Origin of the sequence: Algoriphagus sp., from assembly GCF_024642405.1 — a bacterium.
GTDB lineage: Bacteria > Bacteroidota > Bacteroidia > Cytophagales > Cyclobacteriaceae > Algoriphagus.
Genome location: NZ_JAHEBC010000080.1, coordinates 1 through 14,817, shown reverse-complemented (window position 1 = coordinate 14,817; position 14,817 = coordinate 1). Strand labels below are relative to the sequence as shown.

The 14,817-nt window shown below is 35.9% G+C and carries 12 protein-coding genes; 6 read left to right on the top strand and 6 right to left on the bottom strand.

The window, feature by feature from the left end; all coding sequences use genetic code 11:
- The coding region (locus Q0L68_RS08340) for a hypothetical protein (protein ID WP_296701628.1) at positions 1–1,710 on the top strand (1,710 nt) is incomplete at its 5' end.
- Positions 1,711–1,818: 108 nt separating this feature from the next.
- A complete protein-coding gene (locus Q0L68_RS08335) occupies positions 1,819–2,616 on the top strand; it encodes a hypothetical protein (RefSeq protein WP_296701626.1) in 798 nt (265 codons plus the stop codon).
- 46 nt (positions 2,617–2,662) lie between these two features.
- On the opposite strand, the gene Q0L68_RS08330 is transcribed toward Q0L68_RS08335, so the two are convergent.
- Entirely contained in the window at positions 2,663–3,124 is a 462-nt protein-coding gene (locus Q0L68_RS08330; RefSeq protein WP_296701624.1) for a heme-binding protein, read from the bottom strand.
- Positions 3,125–3,234: 110 nt separating this feature from the next.
- On the opposite strand from Q0L68_RS08330, the gene Q0L68_RS08325 reads away from it, so the two are divergent.
- Positions 3,235–4,338 carry a Gfo/Idh/MocA family oxidoreductase gene (locus Q0L68_RS08325; protein ID WP_296701622.1) on the top strand — a complete coding sequence of 368 codons (1,104 nt, stop codon included), beginning with the start codon at positions 3,235–3,237 and terminating at the stop codon, positions 4,336–4,338.
- A gap of 262 nt (positions 4,339–4,600) precedes the next feature.
- Positions 4,601–5,584 carry a cytochrome c gene (locus Q0L68_RS08320; protein WP_296701621.1) on the top strand — a complete coding sequence of 328 codons (984 nt, stop codon included), beginning with the start codon at positions 4,601–4,603 and terminating at the stop codon, positions 5,582–5,584.
- Positions 5,585–5,693: 109 nt separating this feature from the next.
- Here Q0L68_RS08320 and Q0L68_RS08315 read toward each other — a convergent pair whose 3' ends face one another.
- Positions 5,694–6,788 (bottom strand): Gfo/Idh/MocA family oxidoreductase, encoded by a 1,095-nt coding sequence (locus tag Q0L68_RS08315; protein ID WP_296701619.1) that lies wholly within the window; start codon positions 6,786–6,788, stop codon positions 5,694–5,696.
- Positions 6,789–6,880: 92 nt separating this feature from the next.
- Between Q0L68_RS08315 and Q0L68_RS08310 the strand changes: the two genes are divergently transcribed.
- Positions 6,881–7,441 (top strand): aspartyl/asparaginyl beta-hydroxylase domain-containing protein, encoded by a 561-nt coding sequence (locus Q0L68_RS08310; RefSeq protein ID WP_296701616.1) that lies wholly within the window; start codon positions 6,881–6,883, stop codon positions 7,439–7,441.
- A 228-nt stretch (positions 7,442–7,669) separates the two neighbouring features.
- Positions 7,670–9,307 carry a M28 family metallopeptidase gene (locus Q0L68_RS08305; protein WP_296701614.1) on the top strand — a complete coding sequence of 546 codons (1,638 nt, stop codon included), beginning with the start codon at positions 7,670–7,672 and terminating at the stop codon, positions 9,305–9,307.
- A 40-nt stretch (positions 9,308–9,347) separates the two neighbouring features.
- Here the strand turns inward: Q0L68_RS08305 and Q0L68_RS08300 are convergent, their stop codons facing one another.
- The 4 genes from Q0L68_RS08300 to Q0L68_RS08285 form a co-directional block, all read right to left on the bottom strand.
- Positions 9,348–9,914 carry a DinB family protein gene (locus tag Q0L68_RS08300; protein WP_296701612.1) on the bottom strand — a complete coding sequence of 189 codons (567 nt, stop codon included), beginning with the start codon at positions 9,912–9,914 and terminating at the stop codon, positions 9,348–9,350.
- Between the two features lie 4 nt (positions 9,915–9,918).
- A complete protein-coding gene (locus tag Q0L68_RS08295) occupies positions 9,919–10,302 on the bottom strand; it encodes a VOC family protein (RefSeq protein WP_296701611.1) in 384 nt (127 codons plus the stop codon).
- 10 nt (positions 10,303–10,312) lie between these two features.
- On the bottom strand, positions 10,313–12,601 hold the full coding sequence (locus tag Q0L68_RS08290) for a BamA/TamA family outer membrane protein (protein ID WP_296701610.1): 2,289 nt from the start codon (positions 12,599–12,601) through the stop codon (positions 10,313–10,315).
- On the bottom strand, positions 12,591–14,817 hold a 2,227-nt coding region (locus tag Q0L68_RS08285; protein WP_296701608.1), incomplete at its 5' end, for a translocation/assembly module TamB domain-containing protein. The genes Q0L68_RS08285 and Q0L68_RS08290, both read right to left, overlap by 11 nt.

The window sequence follows — 14,817 nt, the reverse complement described above, 5'->3', positions numbered from 1 at the left end:
TTGGGAGCTTTTAATTTAAACTATAATCCAAGCAAAGAATGGAGGCATTCGGGATTTATTATTGGATCCACCTCTGAGAATCGCTTAGGAAGTAATTCTCAACGAACTTATTTGAGAAGTGATGAAAACAATCAGGAAACTTTGACTTCTGCGAGTAAGGTGGAGAATGCTTCCGGATTGATGAAATATGCAGTGACTTACACTCCCAAAGAAGAAACCTATGTTAAATATTCAATCTTTGGTAAAATGTCAGATATCCAGAATAGAAATATTATGGATTCAGACTTTGGAAGTATTCGACAGCAGATTGATAATATTCAATCGAGAAGACCTTACAGCGTTCAACAAAAAGCGGAATGGTACCATGCGCCTAATGAAAAGCAGGTTTTTTCTATGGAATTAAACTGGGAGAAAAAATACCAAGATCCTTTGTATGACCTGACGACCAATCAAAAACCTTTTATGGGATTGCTTCCTATTTTGGATCAGGAGAGCTATCGTTTTTTACAAAGGCAACAAGTGCATTCACGTACCATGGAAGGTGCATTTAATTATTACCAGATTCTCAATGCAACCAATCATTTGAATTGGAGTTTGGGTTATTCGGATACGAGGCAGGATATGATATCTGATTTAAGCCAAGTTTTACCAGGTTCAGAAACATCTTTTTCTGAATTTGAAAACGATAATCGCTTTGGAATACAGGATCTTTATTTGGGGATGACTTATAAAACCAAATGGAAAGATTTCATCTTGAGTCCAACAATCTATGCTCATCGATATGCTTGGCAGGATAGGCAGTTTGAGGATAAATCAGAAACTGAAAAATATTTGTTTTTGCCCGGGATGTATGCCAAATGGGCTATTAAATCCAATCGCTCTTTGACCTATAGGTATCAGGCTACTGCGAGTTTTATGGATGTGCAAAAGTTAGCCGAGGGCTATGTGATTCAGGATTATAATTCGATTTTCACAGGGAACCGAATGTTAGACAATGGTTTGTTTTCGAATCATTCTTTGTACTATACTCATTATGATTTCTTTTCTTCTTTGAATTTTTATGGAACTGTTAACTGGCAGAGAAAGAAAAATGATTTAGTAACCACCACGGATTTTCAAGGGATCAATAGATTTTTAACGGTCTTGAATATTGATCCTGTCAACGAAACTTTGAATGGTAATCTGAACATTGATAAGAAGTTTAACAAGTTCAAAATAAGTGCGGGCGGAACATGGAACTCCTTCACCACAAATAACCTGATTAATGATGTAGTGAATCAGAATAAACAATTTTCACAGACCTACGAACTGAAAGGAACGACCACTTTTTTCAAAAAACTGGAAGTTGATCTGAGTTATAATTTTACTACTAATAGGTATCAAGGTCAGAGTACAAAAAACACATTTAATACCCATACTCCAAAAATTGAAATTGACCTTGATATCTGGAAAGGATTGAAATTGAATGCAGATTACGCCCTCAACACTTACAATAACACAGGGGCTGATACTCAAAGCGAATTTGATTTCTTAAACGCATTTTTGAGCTATCAAGGCAAATCTAGTCCATGGGAAATCAGGTTTACTGTATGGAATATTTTAGACACCCGTTCGATTCGAAGGGATAGTTTTTCAGATAATTTAATCAGTACTTATTCTTACTTGGTTCAGCCAAGATATGGTTTGATCACAGTGAAATTTGATTTGTAAGTTAGAATATGGATTAGTAAAACATGCTAAAATTTAATTTAGTATTGGTATTTATCAATTAGCGATTTGATTTTCATTAGGATAATTTCATTAGAAAATTAGGAAAAAATGAAAAATAGGATCCAAAATATCTGCTTTGCTGTATTCATATCTTTTGCGATAAATTCCTGTTCTCCAATTGTTTATTCCAATGTTGGGCATAATGCTCCTATGTTTGAAAAAAAAGGTGAAGTAAGTATCAATCCAAGTTATGCCAGCTCAAATGCGGCTCTTAATCTTTATCAATCTGATGATGCATCCCGTGGGTTTGGGTTTCAGGGAGGCTACGCCTTGTCTGATAAAGTTGCAATAATTTCAAGTTTTTACAGTATGGGAGGGGAAGGAGACCCTGAAATCCAAGACTGGAAAGGTAATGGTACTTATGTGGAATTTGGGGGAGGTATTTATGGAAGAAGTCAAAATAAAAAAATCGGTTATGAAGTTTTGGGTGGTATTGGCTTTAGTGGTATTAAAAACAAAAATTTCAATGGTCTAGAGTATTTGAATGTTAGTATTACAAAACCATTTATTCAACCTTCTATTGGATTCATTAGCAAGTATTTTGAATGCTCGTTTATTCCAAGAATAGCCTATGTTTCTATCGAAGACCGAGGGATGCGAATAAATGATTCTAATCGCCTTTCAGATTTGAGACGTCAATTTGAAAAAAATAATAAGCAGGTCGTCTTTGAACCGGGTCTTCAGTTCAGATTTGGCTTTGAGAATGTTAAAATGCAATTACAGTGGAGCTTCTCTAATTTCAACTTTAGTTCTGATGAAGTAAATTTTCATCATGACTCATACGGTTCTATAGGTTTGAATTTCCGCATTAAAGGTCAAAACGAAAATGAACTGAGCAATTATTAATAAAGTATAAGCTATGTATTATAATTCTCTTAAATATCACCTCATTTTATTCGATCACAGAAATACCTGCAGCAGCTACTATTCCATCTTGTGGAGAAGTGGCTCCTGAAATACCAATTGATCCAATACATATACCGTCCTTGAAAATCGGAAGTCCTCCCTCAACTGCTACAATATTGGGGAGAGTGGCTATTCTGCCTCCTCCTTCACTTTTCATAGCATCTTCAAATACCTTAGTTGGTCTTTTGAAGTAAACTGCAGATTTGGCTTTTGCAATTGCCACATCAATACTTCCAATTTGTACTCCATCCATTCTCCTCAGAGAAATCAGGTTTCCACCCCCATCTAAGATTACGATTACCATATTCCAACCCTCTTCCACTGCTTTTTTTTGTGCAGCATCAGAAATATATGTGGCAGTTTCAAAATCTAAATAAGGCTGAGTTTGACCTTTGGAAATACTGTTGAATGATAGAATAACTAGAAGGAAAAAGAACACATTTTTCATGGCTATAATTGATTTATTGTTTAAATCTAAGTTACTGATTTTTTGAACCTTTCGAAGATTCTCTTAAATTGATCCAAGACAATTGTTAACCCCAAACCAAATTTAACTTTATGAAGATTTTTTCAAGAAGAGACTCTCTTAAAACTTTATCTCTCGCAGCAGGTGCGAGTTTAGTTTCGCCCTTCAGTTTATTCGCTAATCCAAAGATTCCTAAAAGAGACAAACTTGGAGTTGCATTAGTTGGGTTGGGATATTACAGTACAGATTTATTAGCCCTAGCTTTACAACAGACAGAAAATTGCTATTTGGCCGGTATAGTTTCTGGAACTCCTTCCAAAATCCCCATGTGGAGAGGGAAATATAATATCCCTTTGGAGAACGTTTACAGTTATGAAAATTTTGATTCCATAGCCGATAATCCAAATATAGATGTGGTGTATGTGGTTTTACCTCCTTCAATGCATAAAGAATATGTAATTAGAGCGGCAAAAGCGGGAAAGCATGTTTGGTGCGAAAAGCCGATGGCCGTGACGGCGGAGGATTGTCAAGCTATGATTGATGCTTGCAAAGAGAATAATGTCAATTTATCTATAGGTTATCGCTGCCAACATGAGCCCAATACTCAGGCGTTTCAAAAGATTGTTAAAAACAAAGAATTAGGAAATGTTTTAAAAGTGGATTGTGCAGCCGGATACAGAGAAAACAGGACTGATCACTGGAAGCAAAAGCGTGAAATGGGAGGTGGAGTAATATACGATATGGGGGTCTATGCAATCCAAGGTGCACGATTGGGCTTTGGAGAAGAACCTATATCTGTAAATGCAGCAAAAGTTTGGGCTGAAAGACCAGAAATATATAAGAATGGATTAGGTGAAATAGTAGAGGCTCAATTGGAATTCCCAAGTGGTGCCATGGCTTCTATCAAAACCTCGTTTTTTGAGAATACTAATTTTTTAACGATTCAATGTGAACAAGGAAAGATTGAAATGGAGCCATTTTCTGGATATAACGGAAATCAAGGTAAGAGTCCATTAGGTGAAATAAATTTCCCTTACCAAGTTCCTTGGCAACAAGCCAATCAAATGGATCATGATGCAAAATCTATTATGGAAGGAACACCAGTTCTAGTTCCCGGCGAGGAAGGGCTTCGTGATATTCGGATTGTTCAAGCAATCTTAAAATCTGCAGAAACTGGCATGAAAGTGTCTTTATAATTTTTTGTAAAAATATTTCAAAACCATCTCTCTTAATGGGGAGATGGTTTTTATTTTTTTGAAATAACTATAAATAATACAATGATTAATTAAAAAATTATATTTAACTTATTGAAATATAAAAAACTGTTTTTCAGGTAATTAAAACTATTTTATAAGGAATTAAATTTTTTGTTTCAATTCTATTTTAGATTTTTCCAATACAGGTATTTGAATCAGTATAAACTAATGAAGATGATTTAAACATCAATTTTATATACGTATGAAACAGCTTTTAAAAATTTTTGCATGGATCGTAGGCGTCATTATCTTATTCGTTTTGGGTTTTGTCAGCTTTGTATTTTTGAAATGGGACCAAAAATACGATGCCCCCTACCCGGAAATTAGAGCAAGTTCCGACTCAACGATGATCGCTAGAGGAAAATACCTTGTTTATGGACCTGCGCATTGTGCGGGTTGCCATAATCCTCCTGAAAGGGCACTCGAAGTGGAGAATGGGATAGATCTACCCTTGATTGGTGGAGGAGAATTTGACTTTGACCCAGGTATTATTAGATCGAGAAATTTGACTCCTGATATGGAAACTGGAATCGGAAAACTCACAGATGGAGAAGTAGCAAGAGTGATGAGAAATTCAATTGGTCATGATGGAAGACCTATTTTTCCATTAATGCCATTTCAGAATATGTCTGATTATGATGTAGCCTCTATTATTTCATTTTTGAGATCTCAAAAACCTGTTAATAATTTCATTGAACCAACAGAATATAATTTCCTTGGTAAAGCTATTTTGGCTTTGGGATTAATTAAACCTGAAGGACCTGAAATGACTCCACCGAAGAAGGTAGATATTGAAGTATCAGAAGTTTATGGTAAATACTTAGCAAATTCAGTAGCAAATTGTGTGGGCTGCCATTCTCCAAGAGATTTAATGACGGGAGAATTTACGGGTCCTAAATTTAGTGGTGGTTTGGAATTTGAAGAAGTTCCAGGAGCAAAATTTATTACTCCTAATTTAACTCCTGATCCTGAAACAGGAATTTTAGCTTCTTGGACCGAAGATACTTTTGTGGAAAGGATTAAAGCGGGAAGGATTTATGAATATTCACCTATGCCATGGGGTAGTTTTTCACAAATGGATGAGGTGGATTTAAGAGCTATTTATAGATACTTGATGTCTTTGGATCCAGTATCAAATAAAATAGAATTGACAGATCACATGAAGGAAGTGAAAAAATCAGAATAAAGAATTCTAATGTCTATCATATTAATAGTTCAAAAATCGTGTAATTAAATATTGCTAGTTTATGAGAAATCCTTGGGGGATTGTGGGAATTATGCTTGATAAATAAAGTTTATTTAATGAAAACAGTTTTATGACTTTTTGAGCTTTCCACAGCCGCTTCCAATATTTCAACTACGATCAGGTTGTTTTCTAAAGAACTCAAGTCATAGGGTTTTAATTGAATTTGCCCTCGAATCACAGCAATCAAAAAAGTAAACGGATCGTCAAATGGGGTCATTCGGTTTTCAAAAGTCATCGTCTCTTCTTTAAATCCATCGTAGCCTTCGGCCATTCTAACACGTAAAGTTTTTCCATTATCTGCAAAGATGGCTCCAGTCAGCCCATAAATCTCCATGTCTTTTCTTCCAATAGGCCAGTTCCAGGAAGGTTCCAAAATTGTCTGAGAGTCTTCGTATGTAAGAATGATAGTGGCATCATCATCAACTTTCGGATTATTTTCTGCTTGTAATTGCTGAGTGACAGCTGTGACTGAAATCGGTTTTTTTCCTTCCTTTAGCCAAGTGGATAGATTGGCTCCATAGCAACCAAAATCAATAATTGCCCCACCTCCATTCAACTTCGGATCGGTAAGCCATTCTAAAAACTCATCACTTACTCCAATCTTTTTTGGGCCTCTGTGCCCATCTCTTACAATTAATTTTCTCATTTCTCCAACCTTACCTTCTTCTAATAATTCTTGGGCTTTTTCTACCGATGGATACCAAGTGGTTTCATAATTAGTAAGTAAATGGATGTTATGCTTCCTTGCCAAGTCAGCCATTTTTTGGGCATGATCTACGCTTACTGCCAAAGGTTTTTCGACCATTACATGAATACCTCTTGGAGCTGCTGCTTCGACTACAGATAAGTGATCAAAAATATTCCCGAAGGCAGTTACAGCTTCTGGTTTGGTGGCTTCGAGCATTTCATCCAAATCTTTAAAAACCAACTCTTGAGAAATTCCATATTGACTGGTAAGCCTACGGGCTAATTCCTCATTTGCCTCGGCAATCCCCACAATTTCAATATCCGCTCTTTTATTAGCTTCTAAAATCCATCCGACATGCCCATGAGTGAGGCCTGCTACTCCAATTTTTAATTTATTTTGAGAATAAGATTTGAAACTTAAGACTAAGAAAAAGATCAGAAAAACTTTGCTGGTCATTTAGATTTTGATTGAGTGAGGTAAAAATTGATGAAAACAGATGGGATATACAAGCAAATTCTTCTTATTGGGTGATAATCTGCTAATTAGGAATGCTTCAAACCGATAGAATCAAATTTCCATTTCAATTTGATGTCAAGAAACTACAAGACGAAGTAAGTTCTTTGGGAGGTCTCCAATGGGATCAATTATTTGTGAGGAAGGATTATAAAGGTGATTGGTCTGTAATTTCATTAACCGCCAAAGAAGACAACAAACCTAAAGAACTGTTGGATTCAATAGATCTAGAAGGTAGTGATTTTGTTTCAACTCCATCCCTTCAAAAATGCCCATATATTTCATCAATTTTAGAATTATTTGAATGTGATAAATATTCAGTCCGATTGATGAAATTAGCCCAAGGGGCAGGAACAGTGAGACTTTTAGATCAAAATTTGGGAGAAAACGAAGTAAGAATACTTGTTCCCGTTTTCTCAAATCCACTTGTTACTATTCTGTTAAATGATTCAGTAGTTGATATGAAAGAGGGGGACTGCTGGTATTTAAAAATCTCAGATCCCCATCTAATTAGGAATGAAGGGGAGACTGATTTAATCCATTTGGTCTTGGATTTGGATCTTAATGATTGGATTAGAGATTTTTTAAAATTATAAACTCCTCTAGTACTTTTTACTTTTAAACTTCTTTTTCAATCAAAGAAAAAAATGTAAATGCTTTTTATTTGAAAATGAAAAATAAAGTAAAGACATAGTAATTAACCAATCAAAGCAGGTTTTGTAAATGATTTGATTCGTTTTAATTAAGATTATTGTTAATGAAGAAAAATAGAATTTTCAATGGTGAGAAATTAGTAATTTTAGAATTATCCAACCTTTAAGAATATGTGGTTAAAGAAAATTGCTCTTATAATTTTAGCAGGTCTCATATGGAGCTGCCAAAGCGTAGAAAAGGAGACCTATAAGTTCCAGATTTCAGATTTAGAACCTAAACTCGAAAAACTTGCATCAGATGAGTTCATGGGTAGAATGCCATTTACTGCAGGTGAAGAAATTACGATTAATTACCTTGAAAATGAATTTAAAACGCTGGGTTTGGAGCCAGGGAATGGAGATTCTTATTTTCAAGATGTACCTATGGTTTCCATAAAAACAATCCCATCTTCAAAGATGACGGTAAGCTCGTCTACCGAAACTGTCAGTTTTGAAGGCTTGAAAGATTATGTGCTTTGGACCCAAAGAACCGATCCTGAAGTTAGTTTTGAGAATGTCGAAATGGTATTTGCAGGCTTTGGTATAATTGCTCCGGAATATGGATGGGACGATTACAAAAATATTGATGTCCAGGATAAAATAGTGGTTGTTCTTGTGAATGATCCAGGGTTTGGAACAGAGGATGAAGCCTTTTTTAAAGGAAATACCATGACCTATTATGGTCGATGGACCTACAAATACGAGGAGGCAATTCGTCAAGGAGCTTTGGGCTGTTTAATCGTTCATAATACAATTCCTGCTGGCTATGGATTTAATGTGGTGCAAGGCAAATGGAATTCACCGCTTTTATATTTGGATGATCGGGGTACGAATAATTATACCCCAGCATTTGAAGGTTGGGTAACTTTACCAACAGCAAACAAGCTTTTTGAAATGGCTGGTTTAGATGGAAGAGAATTACTTGCCAAAGCTAGAAAAGCTGAATTTCAGGCTATCCCAATGAATCTAAAAGCGAGCTCTGCTATGGAAGTTATTGCTGACTATAACATTTCAAAAAATGTGGTCGCTAAAGTTACTGGATCAAAAAATCCTGAGGATGTAATTATTTATACCGCACATTGGGATCATTTTGGATATGGAGCTCCTGATGAAACAGGCGATAGTATATACAATGGAGCATTGGACAATGCATCTGGAACAGCTGCTCTTTTAGCGCTTGCGAAAGCTTTCAAAACAGATCCGCAACCTGAAAGAACTGTGGTGTTTCTTGCTGTAACTGCTGAAGAACAAGGGCTTTGGGGCTCTGCATATTATGCTCAAAACCCGATTTTCCCTAAAGAAAAAACGGTTGCCAATATCAATATGGACGGCATCAATCCTTATGGTAAAATGAAGGATGTTTCACTGATAGGAATTGGTCAGTCTGAGATGGAGGATTTATTGAATGTTGAACTTGAGAAAGTAGGCAGATATTCTGCACCTGATCCAACTCCCTCAGCTGGATATTATTTTAGATCTGACCATTTCAACTTTGCGAAGATTGGAGTGCCTGCTTTATACTTCAGTAATGGGATAGATCATTTTGAAAAGGGAAAGGAATATGGCAAAGCACTAGAAGATGAATATGTCCAAAAATATTACCATAATCCTTCAGATGAATATGACGCTTCACGATGGAATCTTGAAGGTGCAGTAGAGGACGTTCAGCTTTTATATGAAGTGGGGAAGAATTTAGCTAATTCCGATAATTGGCCCAAGTGGAAACCAAACTCTGAATTCAGGGCTATTCGGGAAGCATATAAAAAATAAAAAGATTAAGGCAGTCTATAATTTGGCTGCCTTAATCCTTTTATTGGGGAACTCGAGATCTCAATAAAGCGATTTGACCCATATGATTGGATTGATGTTCCATGACATGGAACCAAGCCCAATAATAGTTCATCTGGGTTCCCTTTGCTTTAGAAGCAAACCACTTGTCATCTTTTTCTTTTAACAATTCCTTTGTTTGGTTACGAACCTCATCCCATATTTCGAAATAATAAGCAATAGGCTTGCCTTTAAATTCTTCTCTTGCATCATCACCTAACATTAGCCCAGTCATCCATTTTTCTTTCTCAACATCATTAAATTCTCGGTTTTCGAAAGTAAATACTTGATAATAAGCTTCGGTTGCGGCCAAATGCATAATCATGGCACCAATTCTATTGGCATTCTCATCCAATAGAAAATCAACTTGATCCTGATTCATATTCATTGTGATGCGATGGATTCTTCCTTTGATGTCATCCAGCATCGCAACCATGTTTCCAATGTCATTAGAATAACCTTTTGGTGGTTTAATTTCCTGACAGAATGAATGATAAGAGATTAGTAAGAATGCAAAGGTTGTTGTAGTAAAAGCTTGAATATTTTTCATATGATTAGATAGTAAGTTCTATTTGATTTCCTTCGGGGTCTAAAATTACACTTTCAAAATAGCCATCACCCGTTGTTCTGGGTTCAGCAATAACACGAAATCCTTCTGTGCGAAGCTTCTCAGTATATTTTAATACTTCCTCTTTACTTCCAGTCGCTATTGCAATATGCGCAAAGCCAAGTTCATTTTCCCGATTTAATGCTCTTAGTAAACCAGGTTTGTGCATCAATTCTATCCTTGCTCCCGACGGAAAAGACAAGAAATAAGAAGTAAAGTTTTTGCTTGGATTATGGTATTTTTCTCCAGCCGACATTGCAAAATAATTGCAATAGAACTCCTTCATTTTTTTAAGGTCTTCTACCCAAATGGCTAAATGTTCTAGTTTCATTTCAAATAAATCAAAAAGGATAGCCAATAGCGAAATTAAAAATCAGATTTTCTCTACGCCATGTTTTGCTTCCAAAGTCGAATGAATTTCCCCAACGTTCTCCTTCTTGTAAAAAAGGTTTTCTAAGTGGGGTAGCTAAATCAAATCGAATAACAAAAAACTCTATATCTACTCTCAAACCGAAACCTGTCCCTACTGCAATCTCTTTCCACCAATTTGAACTAAATTTTCCTCCTGGCAAAGCTTCATTTTCATTCATCAACCAGACGTTTCCTGCATCTAGAAAAAGTGCTCCTTTTAGATAGGAAACCATAGGGAATCTATATTCAATATTACCCTCTAAACGAATATCACCTGATTGGTCAAAATAGGAATTGTCATTAAATTCCTCAGGCATATAGCTTCCTGGTCCAATGGATCGAATCCTGAATGCTCGAATACTATTTGGTCCACCAGAAAAATATTGTTTTGAATAGGGGAGTGAAGTGGAATTGTTAAATGGGACACCAACTCCTGCGAAAAGCCGGGTTGCGATTGTTTGGGTGTTTGTAAAATTGAAGCGATAACGTAAGTCAATATCCATTTTGGCATATTGGGCATATTCAAGTCCAAAAACTTTTCCATTTTCTTTGTTCAAAATTTTCTCAAGTCCATTAATAGCATTGCCTGCAAAGTCCAATCCAAGCCCTAAGAAATAACCATGGGTTCTGAACCTATCGTTAATTTTATTATAGTTGAAAGTATAATTAATTCCAGCAATGAAACTTTGCTCGAAACTCTTTTTAAGAAAAGGGTTATTATTTAAGATTTCATCAAACTCCGGCGAGGTTTCTGATAGGTTGACAATGTTGATACTAATAGGATTGATTTCATGGTAGGCATATTGGTTTGCATTCCAGAAATAACCATAGGAACTTGAAAATGAATTAAGCTTATAAAGTCCCCCTCTGCTCAAATATTCCGTACCAATGCTTATTTTGGTTTTTGGAACAGAATAACTAAATTTTTCCTTTATCGGAACAAAGAAAATTACTCTTGGGAAAATCAAATCAGCCCTTAGACCTAATTCCAGCGAATGCAGTTTAGATCTATCTCCACCAGCAACCTGAAACTCATAGCCAATCTTGCCTGTGAGATTAAAAGTCTCCCCACCTTGGAATAAATTTCTGTTTCTATAAACTAGATTCAGTGCAGGCCCCGCAAAATTATTTGATTTGGAAATGCCTAAAAGTTCTGCTCTTACAGATCTTTTGGTCATTGGTGATAAATAGAAATTAGCAGAAAGATGCCCCGAAGTGTCTAATCCGCCTATTTCTTCATATCGGAGGTTTACAAATTTATAATTACCGATAGAACTTAATCTATTGCTAGAAAGCCTTGATTTATCTGGATCATAATTTTCTCCTTTTTCTATAAGGATGTAGTCATTTAGAAGTTTTGGCTTAAATGTTAATTCTCCCTGAATAAATTCCTTTCCATCTAAACTGACAGTGTCTAATTTTTCTGCATTTTCATCTAATGAGTAATTTGGAAAAACTTGGATTTGATCTACCCGAAATGGCAAGAGTCCATTTTCAGGGATATTGTTTTTAAGCCTTAAATACAGTTTAAATAATCTGGACGAATCAGAAATATTAGTATCTGCCTCAAAAATTAAATAGTCGCTATTGAAATCATAATAACCTTTTTTCTTTAAGCCTTCATCTATTCGATCTCTCTCTTGATTTAAAGTGTTTAAATCAAATCTACTTCCTGGTTGAAGTTTAGAACTGCTTAATAAACTTTTAATATCATGTTCAATTTGGAGTGAATCTCTGTCCAACTCAATTTCTCTCAAGATATAGGGTTGGGATATTATGGCTTTGTATGTTACATCTCCATATTTCTCATCTCTGAAGGTTTCAGAACTAGCAGAACCATAGAAGAAACCTCGGTTTTCTAACCTGTTGAGGATAAGCTCCTCAGTTCTGGCTTGATCCACATCACTTAGATAAACTGGTTCCTCACCGAATTTTTTATTCAAAAAGCGATTAATAAAACCTGGGTTTTCCTTCTCGTTTTTGTAATGAGCCCAAAGCCCAAAGCGCATTCCTAGAAATTTAGAGTTTGGTTCAGGTCGAAGTAATTCATTAAGTTCTCCTTCTACGCTACCGAAGTCTTCTAAATCTTCTGGTTTATCTATTTCGAGCTTGGCTCCTGTATACAATAACTCCCCTTCAGGAATGTACTTTTTTATTTGACATCCAGTGAAACAGAAAATCCAGCAGAGGAAGAAAATCCAATATTTTTTAATTTTCATCTTCCTCCTTTCTGACTTGATTTTCCTTTAATTCATCAATTGGATTGGTTTTGTCAGGATCCTGAACTGGAGGTCTCCAAAGTTCAAAGAACTGGTTAAATTCTCTATTGAAAATTAGGCCTGCTCCTGTGACAACCAACTGACCATCAATGATACTTTCGAATTGATTTTTTCTAAAAGCTTTTATTCTCCACCTTCCATCTTCCGTGAGCATATATTCAAAACTTATATTAGCCAAAATTGAATTTGCTTGCTCGGAATTTTGGGAACTTCCTTCCAAATCTACTTGGCTTCCAACCTGTACCACAAGTCTGTCATTGAATAAACTCTGCTGGGCATTAATATTTAAGTCAGTTCGATTTTGGCTACTTCCAGATTGATAATCTTGATAAGAGTCAATGTCAAAACCTACTTGGAATCCGCTATCTCCAAAGAGTTTACTCGAAAGTGCATTCATTTGACTTGAAAGTACCTGACTTGCACTATTTCGGGCAATACCTTCAGCTCCTCCATTTGAGCCATCACTACCGGTAGAAGGGAAGAATCTATTCAAAACCAAAAGTGAAAAAACCTGTTTATTTAATTCATCTTCTTGTTCGTTGATTTGGAGAACCTGAGAATATACACTTCCTCCTAATTCACCTCGCTCATTTTCTGGCATATCTAAGGCAAAAGAAATTTCCGGTTTTAATAATTCACCTTTCACATTTAGATAAACTAAAAATGGAAGTCTTCTTTTATACTGTGATTTTGTTTCCTGATTACTTCCTGAAAGTTGAGAATTCATCAACTCTGTAGAGGAAGTCTCGACTCGATAAATGGCACGGATATCCATCGTAGCGTCCATAGGGTCGCCATTCCAAGTGATTCTACTTCCCTTGTCTATGATGAATTTTTTACTGATCAGGTTATAAAGTGACATTTCATAATGGCCTTCGGAGATTTCATATTCTCCACTTAGTGTAATCCTACCATTTGGATTGATATCCATTTGTAAGTTTGCACTTCCGGAGATCAAAAGATTGTCACCAGTTTTTGGGTCTATTATTACTTTGAATTTTGCATTGGGATCTGCGGTCAATAAAGCCTGAATATCATATCCTGAAAACGCAGTAGTAGTCTCCTCAATGCCACTGGTCAAAATATCATCTGGATTATTTTTGTTTACAAATAAAACTACACCGTTTCTTTCTACAAGGTCAAGTTGAGATTCCGGTATGATAAAAGTTAAGTCTGTATTTTCTTTTACATTCAATTTCGCAACTACAATTGGGAGATTCAAGTCACCTTCAATACTGACGTCTGCATCAATTGTGCCTCGTCCATAAAACAAGTCATTTTCCTGATCTGTTGAATTTATCACCATGAAATTCTCTGCTGATAAATTTAAATCAAATCCAGGGTTGGTGAAATCAGTCGTCGCGACAGATCCGTTTATTTTAAACGTGTTATTATCGATATCTCTGATAGTGAATTGATCAAAATAGATTCCGTCATTGTCCGCTCTAATTGTCTCATCAGAAAGCAGATATTTAGTGCTTAATTGAGCAGGGATAAAGGAAGTCTCTATGAATTGAAATTCTCCTGAATAAACAGGATCGCTGGTTGACCCGCTTGCATTCAAAGTCCCTTTTAAATAACCTGTCGCATCGAGAATTTGATCTTGTGAAAGGGCGGCTATTTTTGACATATCAGCCTTTAATAAATCTAGTTTAAGATCAAATTCTCCGCTAGTTTCATTGGCAATAAACCCACCATTCAAATTCAGGTCAATTCCTCCGTCCTTTAAACTTAATTCCACAATGTAATTGCCTAAGCTTTTGGCGGTAGCTTCTAGGTTTAAGTTCCCAAGTGGTACCCCAACTGCTTTCAAGCTATCAATTTGAAGCTCTCCCATCAATCCAATAGCGCCAAATGGGTTTTCTACCACCAAGCGTCCATTTAATTCACCACCTGCAATTGTTTCCTCCGGATTCAACAAACCAGTGAGTGTGGAAAGCCTGAAATTTTGGAAAAGTACTGCTATATTTTCATCGGTGAAGCCTGGGATGTTCTTTTCGAATGAAAGCTCTTGGCCATTTCGTGTAAAGTTGAAATCTTCAAAATCTAAATTGTCTTTTGAATAAATAAGTAGGTTTGAAGCAGGGATTGACCAATTGTTTTTATTAAAAATTAAAGCTTCAGGTTCGATGTGAATATTTATTGAATCTCCTAAG

Bases quoted from the DNA above. Each gene is read 5' to 3' on its own strand.
- Q0L68_RS08295 (WP_296701611.1), bottom strand. From the start codon at position 10,302: ATGAAACTAGAACATTTAGCCATTTGGGTAGAAGACCTTAAAAAAATG.
- Q0L68_RS08330 (WP_296701624.1), bottom strand. From the start codon at position 3,124: ATGAAAAATGTGTTCTTTTTCCTTCTAGTTATTCTATCATTCAACAGT.
- Q0L68_RS08335 (WP_296701626.1), top strand. From the start codon at position 1,819: ATGAAAAATAGGATCCAAAATATCTGCTTTGCTGTATTCATATCTTTT.
- Q0L68_RS08310 (WP_296701616.1), top strand. From the start codon at position 6,881: ATGCTTCAAACCGATAGAATCAAATTTCCATTTCAATTTGATGTCAAG.
- Q0L68_RS08315 (WP_296701619.1), bottom strand. From the start codon at position 6,788: ATGACCAGCAAAGTTTTTCTGATCTTTTTCTTAGTCTTAAGTTTCAAA.
- Q0L68_RS08320 (WP_296701621.1), top strand. From the start codon at position 4,601: ATGAAACAGCTTTTAAAAATTTTTGCATGGATCGTAGGCGTCATTATC.
- Q0L68_RS08325 (WP_296701622.1), top strand. From the start codon at position 3,235: ATGAAGATTTTTTCAAGAAGAGACTCTCTTAAAACTTTATCTCTCGCA.
- Q0L68_RS08290 (WP_296701610.1), bottom strand. From the start codon at position 12,601: ATGAAAATTAAAAAATATTGGATTTTCTTCCTCTGCTGGATTTTCTGT.
- Q0L68_RS08305 (WP_296701614.1), top strand. From the start codon at position 7,670: ATGTGGTTAAAGAAAATTGCTCTTATAATTTTAGCAGGTCTCATATGG.
- Q0L68_RS08300 (WP_296701612.1), bottom strand. From the start codon at position 9,914: ATGAAAAATATTCAAGCTTTTACTACAACAACCTTTGCATTCTTACTA.